Origin of the sequence: Streptomyces sp. NPDC006012 (assembly GCF_042871185.1) — a bacterium.
GTDB lineage: Bacteria > Actinomycetota > Actinomycetes > Streptomycetales > Streptomycetaceae > Streptomyces.
In genome coordinates this window covers 504914-516647 of the sequence record NZ_JBIAIE010000003.1, presented here as the reverse complement: position 1 = coordinate 516647, position 11734 = coordinate 504914, and the positions used below count along the sequence as shown (strand labels likewise).

General features: G+C 73.4%; 10 protein-coding genes and 1 pseudogene. 6 read left to right on the top strand and 5 right to left on the bottom strand.

Annotation, left to right across the window (positions count from 1 at the left end):
• Positions 1-55 precede the first annotated feature (55 nt).
• Both ACFYPJ_RS09240 and ACFYPJ_RS09235 read right to left on the bottom strand, forming a co-directional pair.
• Complete coding sequence (locus ACFYPJ_RS09240) at positions 56-1198, bottom strand: diguanylate cyclase domain-containing protein (protein ID WP_389012812.1); 1143 nt, start codon at positions 1196-1198, stop codon at positions 56-58.
• A 94-nt stretch (positions 1199-1292) separates the two neighbouring features.
• Positions 1293-2087, bottom strand: coding sequence for an enoyl-CoA hydratase/isomerase family protein (locus tag ACFYPJ_RS09235; RefSeq protein WP_389012809.1), 795 nt, complete (start codon positions 2085-2087; stop codon positions 1293-1295).
• A gap of 191 nt (positions 2088-2278) precedes the next feature.
• Between ACFYPJ_RS09235 and ACFYPJ_RS09230 the strand changes: the two genes are divergently transcribed.
• The gene (locus ACFYPJ_RS09230; RefSeq protein ID WP_389012807.1) at positions 2279-3190 is read left to right on the top strand and encodes a hypothetical protein; all 912 of its coding nucleotides are present in this window, start codon (positions 2279-2281) and stop codon (positions 3188-3190) included.
• 12 nt (positions 3191-3202) lie between these two features.
• Here the strand turns inward: ACFYPJ_RS09230 and ACFYPJ_RS09225 are convergent, their stop codons facing one another.
• A complete protein-coding gene (locus tag ACFYPJ_RS09225) occupies positions 3203-4459 on the bottom strand; it encodes an adenylate/guanylate cyclase domain-containing protein (RefSeq protein ID WP_389012804.1) in 1257 nt (418 codons plus the stop codon).
• Positions 4460-4791: 332 nt separating this feature from the next.
• Positions 4792-5658: a biotin--[acetyl-CoA-carboxylase] ligase gene (locus ACFYPJ_RS09220; protein ID WP_389012801.1), complete on the bottom strand. Its 867-nt coding sequence runs from the start codon at positions 5656-5658 to the stop codon at positions 4792-4794.
• 113 nt (positions 5659-5771) lie between these two features.
• Between ACFYPJ_RS09220 and ACFYPJ_RS09215 the strand changes: the two genes are divergently transcribed.
• The 4 genes from ACFYPJ_RS09215 to ACFYPJ_RS09200 all read left to right on the top strand — a co-directional run bounded on the left by ACFYPJ_RS09215 (position 5772) and on the right by ACFYPJ_RS09200 (position 8651).
• Positions 5772-7364: an acyl-CoA carboxylase subunit beta gene (locus ACFYPJ_RS09215; RefSeq protein WP_389012798.1), complete on the top strand. Its 1593-nt coding sequence runs from the start codon at positions 5772-5774 to the stop codon at positions 7362-7364.
• Positions 7365-7408: 44 nt separating this feature from the next.
• Positions 7409-7618 carry an acyl-CoA carboxylase epsilon subunit gene (locus ACFYPJ_RS09210; RefSeq protein WP_389012795.1) on the top strand — a complete coding sequence of 70 codons (210 nt, stop codon included), beginning with the start codon at positions 7409-7411 and terminating at the stop codon, positions 7616-7618.
• A gap of 212 nt (positions 7619-7830) precedes the next feature.
• Positions 7831-7959, top strand: coding sequence for a morphogenic membrane protein MmpB (gene mmpB, locus ACFYPJ_RS09205; protein ID WP_389012792.1), 129 nt, complete (start codon positions 7831-7833; stop codon positions 7957-7959).
• A gap of 74 nt (positions 7960-8033) precedes the next feature.
• Entirely contained in the window at positions 8034-8651 is a 618-nt protein-coding gene (locus tag ACFYPJ_RS09200; protein ID WP_389012789.1) for a Maf family protein, read from the top strand.
• Between the two features lie 100 nt (positions 8652-8751).
• Here the strand turns inward: ACFYPJ_RS09200 and ACFYPJ_RS09195 are convergent.
• Positions 8752-9243, bottom strand: a pseudogene (locus ACFYPJ_RS09195) (hypothetical protein); the annotation flags it as partial.
• Between the two features lie 372 nt (positions 9244-9615).
• Between ACFYPJ_RS09195 and ACFYPJ_RS09190 the strand changes: the two are divergent.
• On the top strand, positions 9616-11388 hold the full coding sequence (locus ACFYPJ_RS09190; protein WP_389012786.1) for an acetyl/propionyl/methylcrotonyl-CoA carboxylase subunit alpha: 1773 nt from the start codon (positions 9616-9618) through the stop codon (positions 11386-11388).
• The last annotated feature ends 346 nt before the right edge of the window (positions 11389-11734 follow it).

The following is an 11734-nucleotide window of genomic DNA, read 5'->3' as shown; positions in this document are numbered from 1 at the left end:
CGCCCCGCGGCAGCTCACCGCCGGCCGGGCAGCAGGTCATCCGGACCCTCCGGGCTCATGGCCGACGGCCGCGGAAGCGGCGCCGCTCGGCCCGCGCGGGCGACGGCTCGTCGGCGAGGCGGATGACCGGGTCCTCCGGACCCTCCCGGCCGGCGACGACCGGCCGGTCCGCCCGCACCGCCTTGGCCTGGTACTGGGCCGCGTCGGCGAGCCGGAACAGCCGGCGCGCGGAACGCACCGGGCCGATGGCGTGCTCGGTCGAGGCGACCCCGCACGCGACTCCCTCCCCCAGCTCCAGTTCCGCGGCACGCCGGCACAGTTCGTCGGCGGCCTTCACCACGTCGCCGGCGGGCGGCCCGACCGCCAGCAGACAGAACTCGTCGCCGCCCAGCCGGGCCACGAGGGTGCCCGGCAGTATCGCCCCGCACAGCGACAGCACGGAGCCGAAGCGTTCGAGGAGGCGGTCCCCGACGGCGTGCCCCTGGGTGTCGTTGACCCGCTTGAGCCCATTGAGGTCGCAGACGACGAGGCTGACCACGACGCCCTCCGCGCGGTGCCGCTCGATGGCCTCGTCCATGCGCATGTCCACCGCCCGGCGGTTGGCGAGCCCGGTGAGCGCGTCGGTGTACGCCAGCCGCTGGGCCTCCTCCAGCCGCTCGGTCTGCGCGATCCCGGCGGCCACGACCGCCGCCAGCACGGTGGCGAAACCGGCGTCGGACCGGTCGAAGCCGGGCGCCCCGATGGCGCGGGCCACGTACAGCTCGCCCCAGGCACGGCCGTGCAGCACGACCGGCGCGACCACGCAGCAGCCGCGCCCGCGGCGGCGCAGCGCGGTGACCCGCTGGTGGTGGTGGCCGGGGCGGCCGGCCACGGCCCCCTCGGCGGTCTCCACCCAGGCGTGCGGGCCGCCGCCGAGCGCCCAGCGCTCGTGCAGGAACTCGGTGATCTCCGGGAACTGGTGGACCGGGTAGGTCTCGTTCTCCGGGAACTCCTCCTCGTCCGGGGCCCGCTCCCCCACGTTCACGAGGACCCGCAGCCGGCCGCGTTCGCGCTCCCACACCGACAGCGCGGCGAAGCTCCCGTCCAGCGCCCGGCACGCGCCGACCGCCGCGGCCCGCCAGGACTCCTGAGGAGTGTGCGCCGCCGCCATCCCCTGGGCCAGCGCCACGACGGCCGCGAGCCGCTTGTCCTCACCCATCACTCCAGGTTAGGGACGTTTGGTATGAATGGGGACATCGAAGTGCCGAACAGGTGTTTTTACCAGGCGGCACCTCGCCGGCCCATCGCCCAGGTCACTCCCCCGGCCACTGGGGCGTCCGCTTCTCGTTGAACGCCGCGACCCCCTCCGCCCGGTCCCCGGAGAAGGCCACCGAGCGCCAGGCCGCGTCCTCGACCTCCAGCCCGGCCCGCAGGTCAAGACCGTGCCCGAGCCGCAGCGCCCGCTTGGCCGCGCGCAGGCCGACCGGTGAGTTGCCCGCGATCCGGGCCGCCAGGGCCAGGGCCTCCTCCCGGTCCCGGCCCTCGTCCACCAGCTGATCCACCAACCCCAGCTCACGGGCCTCGGCCGCCGCCACCCGCCGCGCCGAGAAGACCAGCTCGGCCGCGCGCGCCGCACCGACCCGGCGCGGCAGCAGCTGGGTGCCGCCGCCGCCCGGAATCACCCCCACGGACACCTCGGGCAGCCCGACCACGGCGGTGGTGTCGGCCACGATCAGATCGCAGGACAGCGCCAGCTCGAAGCCCCCGCCCAGCGCGAAACCGTGCACGGCGGCGATCGTCGGCACGGGAAGTTCCAGTACGCCGGTGTAGGCGCCCCGCGCGACCGGCCGCTGCCGCATCAGATCGGCGTCGGTGAAGGAGTTCCGCTCCTTGAGGTCGGCCCCTACGCAGAACGCGCGCTCGTGCGACGACGTCAGCACCACCACGCGTACGTCCCGGTCGGCGGCGAGCGCCGCGCAGGCGCCCGCGAGGGAGCGGGCCATCTCCGTCGAGACGGCGTTCATGGCCTTGGGCCGGTCCAGCACCAGTTCCGCGACGTGTTCGTGCCGCCGCACCAGTACGGACTCCCCGAACCGCTCCTCGCTCATGACACCCTCCGGTTAACGCGGGTTAACTTCTCGACGGACCGATCATCGCAGTCTGCCCCCGCCGGGGAAAGAGGCGGCCCCGGCTCCCCGTTCGAGTGACAATCCGCCCGACTCCACTTCGACCGCCCAGGGGAGCGCATAGCGTGCGCTGCGCCACGGCGCATCGGGGGCGCGAGCGGAGAGGGATCGCGATGACGCAGACGCACACGGGTGCGCACACGGACGCAACCGGCACGGCCGCCATACCCGAGGCATCGGACGGCCCGGCCGGACCGGCAACCGCAGCCGACAAGGCCGCTGACACCGGCGCCGGCACCGGCACCGGCACCGACCGTACGGACGGATCGGACGGGTCGGACGGGTCGGACGCCGGTCCGGCTGGACCGACGGCCGCCACTTCCGTACGGGATGCCTCCGATGTGCCCGATGAGCCCGGCGCGCTGGATGAACCGGACGAGGCGCGGCGCGTGCCGGACGAGGCGGCTGGGGCTTCGGAGGGACCGGGTGTCAAGGGCGGCGGTGTCCGCCCCCTGCTCGTGACCCGGCGCGGGCGCCACCGGCGGCCCCGCCGCCGCCCGCTCCTGCTCGCCGCCGGAGGTCTCGCGCTGGCCATCGGCGTGCTGGGCCTCGTACGGGTCGCGCCCGAGCAGCCGCCCGGCAATCCGGTCACCGCGCAGGCGGAGTCCCGGCCGGGCCCGGCCGCCACCGCCGGACGGTCGCCGCACGCGTCCGCCGACGGCGCCGGCACCACTGCGACGGACCCCACTCGGGGCCTGGCCGACGGCGCTCTGGTCCCGGCCGCCACGTCCCCCGGCGCCCCGGCGGGCCTTGCGACGGATCCGGGAGCGGTCCCGGGGTCGCTCCCCGGCCCGGTCCCGCGGACGGATCCGTCCGCGGCCACGTCCGGCCCCTCGGCGTCCCACTCCACCCGGCCGCAGTCGCCGACGGCCGCTCCGAGCACCCCGCGCCCGCCCGCACCGGAACCGAGCCGGACATCCACCGCGCCGGCCCCGCCCCCGAGTCCCCGGCCGAGCCGGCCGGGCGGCGTGTGCGTGCCGGTCATCGGCCTGTGCATCGACACACCGCTGGCCAGAAGGCGGTGACGGGCGCTCCGGTCAGCCTTCGCCGTCGCGCCGGGTGAGCAGCCAGGGCTCGACCACTCCGAGACCGCGGACCGGGCGCTGCCACATCGGCCGGAGCGCGAAACGGTACGCAGGCGGTTCCTCGCCCTCCTTCTCGGCGGTCGCCGCCAACTCGGCCGCCTCCGCCTCCGAGGCGGGCGCCTCGCCGCTGCGGATCAGTTCCTCGGCGAACGCGCTGTCGACGAGGACCGCGTCGCGCGGCGCTATCGAGGTCAGCCGGGAGGCGAGGTTCACCGTCGTACCGAAGACGTCGCCCATCCTGGTGGTGACCGTGCCGAACGCCATGCCGACGCGCAGCTCCGGCATGGTCTCGTCGTTGGCCATCGTCTCGATGAGGCGCAGGGCGATCTCGGCGGCGGTGCCCGCGTCGTCGGCGGCGTAGAGCACCTCGTCGCCGAGGGTCTTGATGAGCCGGCCGCCGCGGGCGGCGACCAGGTCGGCGGCGGTGGTCTCGAACGCCTCGACGAGTTCGCCGAGTTCCTCCTCCTCCATCCGGCGGGTGAGGCGGGTGAACCCGACGAGGTCGGCGAAGGCGACCGCGAGCCGCCGGTCCACCATCTCCTCGTCGTCGCCGGCCTGCACGACCCGGCCGGTGGCGGCGGCGAGCTGCCGCCGCCAGACGTAGACCAGGAACTCCTCCAGCTCGGGCAGGAGCAGCTCGATCAGCGGATACGTGACCTCGGTGCGGGTCATGCCGGGCTCGGGCGGTTCGGTCAGCCCCTCCAGGAAGGAGTCGATCTGCCACTCGGCCAGCCGCGCGGTGGTCTGCCCGGTGGACCGGGCCACCTGCACGGCCATGGCCTCGCTGAGCAGGCCCGCCTCGACGAGGCCGGCGAGCCGGCGCAGCGCGAGGACGTCGGCCTCGGTGAGGGCCTTGGCCTGGCCGATGTCGGCGAAGCCCATGGCCCGCCAGAAGCGCGAGGCCAGTTCCATCGAGACGCCGGCGCTGCGGGCGGCCTGAAAGGGGGTGTAACGCCGTTCGGCCCCCAGGATGAGTGTTTCCAGCCGCAGCGTGAGCGGGTCCTCGCCGGAGGCGATGTGCTGGAGTTCCCCCCGGTCGAACGCGGCCGGGGCCCGCTGGTCGTCCTGCCGGTCGAGCGGGGCGGGAGGGGAATCCTCCCGGTCGAGCGGGGCCGGGCGGGAATCCTCCCGGTCGAGCGCAGCCGAGACCGCGGGCGGATCCACCCGGCGGCCCGCGTCCGCACCGGAGCCCGTGTCGTCGACGGTCACGCCTGCTGCCCTTCTGATCTGCCGCGGTCAGGTATCGACCGGCCTCAACTCTACGGCAGGTGTGCGCCAGCTCACTCCGTCAGGTTCCCCGGGATGGCACACCGCCCGGTGCCGGCAAGTCGGGTCGGAAACTGTGGTGGACGCCTACCGGGGCTCATGGCCCCAGGCCCCCCGCAATCAGTTTGAGGGCACTGGCCGCCGTACGCAGCCGCAGGCCCGTCCCGGCCGTCCGCGCAGTTGCCCGCGCCCCCCTTGCGGGAGCCCCGCGCAGCTCACCGCACCCCCTCACGCGAGCCCCGGAGCCGGCGGATCGCCGTGGGGGTTCGAGCGCGTCACGCCGGGCGCAGGTGCACGATGTCCCCGGCGCCCACCGGTTCCTGCACGCCCGCCGCCGTCGCGATCACCAGGCGGCCGTCACCGTCCACCGCCACGGCCTCGCCCGTGATCGCCCGGTCGCCGGGCAGTTCCGCCCGCACCGTGCGGCCCAGCGTGGCGCAGCCCGCCGCGTAGGTCTCCTGCAGACCACTGGCGGAGGGATCGCCGCCGGCCGAGCGCCAGCGGCCGTACCAGTCCTCCAGGGAGCGCAGCATGGCCCGCAGCAGCGGGTCCCGGTCCGTGCTCACCGCCCCGGCCAGCGCCAGCGACCCGGCCTGCGGCACCGGAAGCTCCGCGGCCCGCAGGGTGACGTTGATGCCGACGCCGACGACCACGCCGTCGTCCCCGGCCCGCTCGGCGAGGATGCCGCCGGCCTTGCGCTCCTCGCCGCCCACTGTCACCAGCAGGTCGTTGGGCCACTTCAGCGCCGTGTCGACGCCCGCGGCCCGGCTCAGTCCGGTGGCCACGGCGACGCCCGTGAGCAGCGGCAGCCAGCCCCAGCGGGCCACCGGCACCTCGGCGGGCCGCAGCAGCACCGAGAAGAACAGGCCGGAGCGGGCGGGCGCGGTCCACCGGCGGTCCAGCCGGCCCCGGCCCTGCGTCTGCTCCTCGGCGACGAGCACCGCGCCCTCCGCCAGGCCGCCCGCCGTGGCCCGGGCCACCAGGTCGCTGTTGGTGGAGCCGGTGCGCTGCACGACCTCCAGGCCGGTCCACAGGCCGCCCGCGCGCAGCAGCCCGCGCCGCAGTGCCATGCCGTTGAGGGGCGGGCGGTCGAGGTCGGACCACGGGGTGTCGTTCGCGTCGGCTGGATCTCGCGGCGTCATGCAAGCCAGCCTAGGTGTGGGAAACACCGCACTGCCGACCGGTAGGGCCCAGCACTACTCTACGGATGAGTAACCGTCCGTACTCTTTTGAGCAGGCAGGGAGCCGCATCCCGATGTCCGAGCCGGAAGCGCGTCACGAGATCGACATTCATACGACCGCCGGGAAGATCTCGGATCTCAGGCGCCGTATCAAGGAGGCGACGCACGCCGGCTCCGCTCGCGCCGTCGAGAAGCAGCACGCCAAGGGGAAGCTGACGGCCCGTGAGCGGATCGAGCTGCTGTTGGACGAGGGGTCGTTCGTCGAGCTGGACGAGTTCGCCCGGCACCGGTCCACCGACTTCGGCCTCGACCAGAACCGGCCGTACGGGGACGGCGTCGTCACCGGCTACGGGACCGTGGACGGACGTCCCGTCGCGGTCTTCTCCCAGGACTTCACCGTCTTCGGCGGGGCACTGGGCGAGGTCTACGGTCAGAAGATCGTCAAGGTGATGGACTTCGCCCTGAAGACCGGGTGCCCGGTCATCGGGATCAACGACTCCGGGGGCGCGCGGATCCAGGAGGGGGTCGCCTCCCTCGGCGCCTACGGCGAGATCTTCCGCCGCAACACCCACGCCTCCGGGGTGATCCCGCAGATCAGCCTGGTCGTCGGCCCGTGCGCGGGCGGGGCGGTCTACTCCCCCGCGATCACCGACTTCACGGTCATGGTGGACCAGACCTCGCACATGTTCATCACCGGCCCGGACGTCATCAAGACGGTCACCGGCGAGGACGTCGGCTTCGAGGAGCTGGGCGGGGCCCGCACCCACAACACCGCCTCGGGCGTCGCCCACCACATGGCCGGTGAGGAGAAGGACGCCTTCGAGTACGTCAAGCAGCTGCTGTCGTACCTGCCGTCCAACAACCTCAGCGAGCCCCCGGTCTTCCCGGAGGAGGCGGACCTCGCCGTCACGGACGAGGACCGCGAGCTGGACACGCTGGTGCCGGACAGCGCGAACCAGCCGTACGACATGCACACGGTGATCGAGCACGTCCTGGACGACGCCGAGTTCTTCGAGACGCAGGCGATGTTCGCGCCGAACATCCTCACCGGGTTCGGCCGGGTCGAGGGGCGCCCGGTCGGCATCGTCGCCAACCAGCCGATGCAGTTCGCGGGCTGCCTCGACATCGACGCGAGCGAGAAGGCCGCGCGGTTCGTGCGCACCTGCGACGCCTTCAACGTCCCGGTCATCACCTTCGTCGACGTGCCGGGCTTCCTGCCGGGCGTGGACCAGGAGCACACGGGCATCATCCGGCGCGGCGCCAAGCTGATCTACGCCTACGCGGAGGCGACCGTCCCGCTGATCACGGTGATCACCCGCAAGGCGTTCGGCGGGGCCTACGACGTCATGGGCTCCAAGCACCTCGGCGCCGACCTCAACCTGGCGTGGCCGACCGCCCAGATCGCGGTGATGGGCGCGCAGGGCGCCGTCAACATCCTGCACCGCCGCACCATCGCCGAGGCGGACGACGCCGAGGCGACCCGGGCGCGGCTCATCCAGGAGTACGAGGACGCCCTGCTCAACCCGTACGTCGCGGCCGGGCGCGGCTACGTCGACTCGGTGATCCTGCCGTCCGACACGCGCAGCCACATCGTGCGCGGGCTGCGTCAACTGCGCACCAAGCGGGAATCCCTGCCCCCCAAGAAGCACGGCAACATTCCGCTGTAGAGATCCATCCGCTCCAGTTTTCCTTGGACCCGTTGGGAGCCGGCATGAACATCAAGGTCGTACGGGGCAATCCGACCCCGGAGGAGCTGGCCGCCGCGCTGGCGGTGGTCCGGGCCCGCGCCGCGGCGGCGGCTGCCGCCCCGTCGGGCGCGGCAGCCCCCGGAGACGCGTGGTCCGACCCGTCCCGCATCACCACCGCCCTAGTCCCCCACCCCGGCCCGACGTCCTGGACCCGGACGTACTGGCCGTCCTAGGAGAACTCCCGGGCCCGGGGGCACGAGGGGCCGAGGGGCCCCGGTTGCGCGGGCCCCGCGCCTCCGAAGGGGCGCGGGGGACCGCGCACGGCATCCCCGACACCGTCAACCGGCCAAAGGGACCCCGCCCCGCACGCACCCACAGCCCAGCGGCCGGCGATTGAGTACCCGTACTCAGGCGCCCGCCCCGCCCCGCCCCCACGCTTGGTGGCATGCTCTGGTCCGACCCGAAGAACGAACCGCCGGAGGAACTGCGTCACACGCAGGCCATGCTGCGGCGGCTCGGTCTCCTCGTGGCGCTGGCGATGGTGCTCGCGATGCTCGTCGCGGGCCTGAGCTGACCCCGCGCGGGTCCGTGCGGGCCCGTCCCCGGGCCGGGGAGGGTGGGCCGGATCCACGCCGTTACGCTGACCGCATGACAGACCACCCGCGCCGTCGGCTCGTGCTCGCCTCCCAGTCCCCCGCCCGGCTCGGTCTGCTCAGGCAGGCCGGGTTCGACCCCGAGGTGATCGTCAGCGGCGTGGACGAGGACGCGGTCAGCGCGCCGACCCCCGCCGAACTGGCGCTGGCACTGGCCGAGGCGAAGGCGTCCGTGGTGGCGGCCCGGCCGGAGGTCCAGGGCGCGCTGGTGATCGGCTGCGATTCGGTGCTGGAACTGGACGGTCAGGCGCTGGGCAAGCCCGCGGACACCGAGGAGGCCACCGCCCGCTGGAAGGCGATGCGCGGGCGGACCGGGATCCTCCAGACGGGGCACTGCGTCTGGGACACGACGAGCAAGCGGTACGTGTCGGCGACGGCATCCACGGTCGTACGGTTCGGTGAGCCGACCGACGCCGAGGTCGCCGCCTACGTCGCGTCGGGCGAACCGCTGCACGTCGCCGGGGCGTTCACCCTGGACGGCCGTTCGGCGCCGTTCATCGACGGGATCGACGGCGACCACGGCAACGTGATCGGCATCAGCCTGCCCCTGGTGCGCCGGCTGCTGTCCGAACTGGGCGTCGGCATCACGGAGTTGTGGGCACCCACGCGGTGACGCCGGAGGCGGCGGACGCGGGCACGTCGTCCTGCGGCTCGGGCTCCACGGCGTCCTGTGGCCGTCCGGCCCCCGTCCCGGCCGCCGGGTCCGGGCTCCCGGTCGCCGGCTCCCCGGTTGCCGCCCGCGGGCCGTCCGCGGCCCGCGGTGCGCCGCCGCCGTCGCCGGGCGTGCCGCCGCCCGCCGGCTGCGCCGGGCCGGGCAGTCCGTCGTACGTCATCAGCAGCAGTACGACCAGTGCCAGCACGACCACCATGACCAGGAACGCCCCCACGCCCAGCAGCGCCCAGGCGAACGCGCCCAGCAGCCCGTGCACCACGGCGACGCTGACCAGCAGGGCGCGGCCGAGGCCGGACGGGGCCCGGTCGCGGAGCGCGACGAGCAGCGAGACCAGGGCGCACAGCGCGAGGTAGACGGCGAAGACCACTCCGCCGATCTTCGAGGACATCGCCATCGCGCCCGGATCGAGGCCGGCCAGGGACATGCGCTGGTGGTCGACGACCACCGCCAGGAACCAGTTCAGCGCCACGGCGGACAACGCCTCGACGAGGAGGACGACCGCCACGGTCCACGCCACCGGTCTGCGCACCACCGGCCCCACCCACTTTCGGCCCACCGGGCAAGAATCGCTGTTACCTGGAGTACGTCCGGGACGCCGCGAACGCTACTAACCGGTAAACCGGGGCACAAGAGTTGTGCCGACGCCAGTAAACCGTTGGGCCATTCGTAGGGACTCCACAAAGAAACGAAGTGTGCCGCAGCACGCTCTCACAGAGACCTCGACCACATGAGAGGACTAGGGTTTTCCGGTGAAGTCCTGCGTACCGCGGTGCGACTAGGGCTTTCGCGGGTCGAGCGGGCCACGTATCACGCTCCGTGTGGGCAAGCTCACCAGTGGGGACGGGTCGAAGTGCCGTGTCGGCAGTCCCTAAACTCGGCTTGTTTCAAGGAGGGAGCCTCAATCGTGCGCAAGGTGCTCATCGCCAACCGTGGCGAAATCGCTGTCCGCGTGGCCCGGGCCTGCCGGGATGCCGGGATCGCGAGCGTGGCCGTCTACGCGGACCCGGACCGTGACGCTCTGCATGTCCGCGCCGCGGATGAGGCATTCGCCCTGGGCGGTGACACCCCGGCCACCAGCTACCTGGACATCGCGAAGGTCCTGAACGCGGCGCGCGAATCGGGCGCGGACGCCGTCCACCCCGGCTACGGCTTCCTCTCCGAGAACGCCGAGTTCGCTCAGGCGGTCCTGGACGCGGACCTGGTCTGGATCGGCCCGCCGCCGCAGGCCATCCGCGACCTGGGCGACAAGGTGGCCGCCCGGCACATCGCGCAGCGCGCGGGCGCCCCGCTGGTCGCCGGCACGCCCGACCCGGTGAACGGCGCCGACGAGGTCGTCGCCTTCGCCGAGGAGCACGGGCTGCCCATCGCGATCAAGGCGGCCTTCGGCGGCGGCGGACGCGGCCTGAAGGTCGCCCGGACCCTCGAAGAGGTGCCCGAGCTGTACGACAGCGCGGTGCGCGAGGCGGTCGCCGCCTTCGGCCGGGGCGAGTGCTTCGTGGAGCGCTACCTGGACAAGCCGCGGCACGTGGAGACCCAGTGCCTCGCCGACCAGCACGGCAACGTGGTCGTCGTGTCGACCCGTGACTGCTCCCTCCAGCGCCGCCACCAGAAGCTGGTCGAGGAGGCCCCCGCGCCGTTCCTCTCCAAGGCCCAGCTCAAGCAGCTGTACTCGGCGTCCAAGGCCATCCTCAAGGAAGCCGGCTACGTCGGCGCCGGCACCGTGGAGTTCCTGGTCGGCGCGGACGGCACGATCTCCTTCCTGGAGGTCAACACCCGCCTCCAGGTCGAGCACCCGGTCACCGAGGAGGTCGCCGGCATCGACCTGGTCCGGGAGATGTTCCGCATCGCCGACGGCGAGGAACTGGGCTACGGCGACCCGGAGCTGCGCGGCCATTCCTTCGAGTTCCGCATCAACGGCGAGGACCCGGGCCGCAACTTCCTGCCCGCGCCGGGCACCGTCACCCGTTTCGACCCGCCGGCCGGTCCGGGTGTCCGCCTGGACGCCGGGGTCGAGGCGGGCTCGGTCATCGGCCCCGCCTGGGACTCGCTGCTCGCCAAGCTGGTCGTCACCGGCCGTACCCGCAAGGAGGCCCTGGAGCGGGCCGCCCGCGCCCTGGACGAGTTCCAGGTCGAGGGCATGGCTACGGCGATCCCGTTCCACCGCGCGGTGGTCAGGGACGCGGCGTTCGGCCCCGAGCTGACGGGCTCCGCCGAGCCGTTCACGGTCCACACCCGGTGGATCGAGACCGAGTTCGTCAACGAGATCAAACCGTTCGCGGCGCCCGCCGACGCGGAGGCGGAGGAGGACGGCGCCCGCGAGACCGTCGTCGTCGAGGTCGGCGGCAAGCGCCTTGAGGTGTCGCTGCCCGTCTCGCTCGGTATGAGCCTGGCCCGTACGGGTCTGGCCGCGGGTGCCAAGCCCAAGCGCCGGGCGGCGAAGAAGTCCGGGCCGGTGGCTTCCGGTGACGCGCTCGCCTCCCCGATGCAGGGCACGATCGTCAAGATCGCGGTCGAGGAGGGCCAGGAGGTCAAGGAAGGCGACCTGGTGGTGGTGCTTGAGGCGATGAAGATGGAGCAGCCGCTGAATGCGCACAAGGCGGGGACCATCAAGGGGCTGAGCGCGGAGGTCGGTGGGTCGCTCACCTCGGGTGCGGTGATCTGCGAGATCAAGGACTGATCGCATCCGCGCGTTTGCGCATCCGCGCTTGCGCGTATGCCCCCACGGACCGGTGAGCCCGGTCCGTGGGGGCATTCCACTCCGTGGGGGCGGGTGGGTACGTGCGGGTGCGTAGGGGCTCTCGCGCAGTTCCTCGCGCCCCTGGCGGGGGCCTGGGTGGTCAAAGGACGTGCGGGTGCGTGGGGGCTTTTTGCGCAGTTCCCCGCGCCCCTGACAGGGGCCAGGGTCGTCAGAGCACGTGCGGGTACGTGGGGGGCTCTCGCGCAGTTCCCCGCGCCCCTGACGGGGGCCGGGTGGGGGTGGGGGTGTGGTTCTTCTTGTCGCTGGTGGGGGCGGTGGCATGCTG

Bases quoted from the DNA above. Each gene is read 5' to 3' on its own strand.
- ACFYPJ_RS09230 (WP_389012807.1), top strand. From the start codon at position 2,279: ATGACGCAGACGCACACGGGTGCGCACACGGACGCAACCGGCACGGCC.
- ACFYPJ_RS09240 (WP_389012812.1), bottom strand. From the start codon at position 1,198: ATGGGTGAGGACAAGCGGCTCGCGGCCGTCGTGGCGCTGGCCCAGGGG.
- ACFYPJ_RS09200 (WP_389012789.1), top strand. From the start codon at position 8,034: ATGACAGACCACCCGCGCCGTCGGCTCGTGCTCGCCTCCCAGTCCCCC.
- mmpB (WP_389012792.1), top strand. From the start codon at position 7,831: ATGCTCTGGTCCGACCCGAAGAACGAACCGCCGGAGGAACTGCGTCAC.
- ACFYPJ_RS09210 (WP_389012795.1), top strand. From the start codon at position 7,409: ATGAACATCAAGGTCGTACGGGGCAATCCGACCCCGGAGGAGCTGGCC.
- ACFYPJ_RS09220 (WP_389012801.1), bottom strand. From the start codon at position 5,658: ATGACGCCGCGAGATCCAGCCGACGCGAACGACACCCCGTGGTCCGAC.
- ACFYPJ_RS09235 (WP_389012809.1), bottom strand. From the start codon at position 2,087: ATGAGCGAGGAGCGGTTCGGGGAGTCCGTACTGGTGCGGCGGCACGAA.
- ACFYPJ_RS09215 (WP_389012798.1), top strand. From the start codon at position 5,772: ATGTCCGAGCCGGAAGCGCGTCACGAGATCGACATTCATACGACCGCC.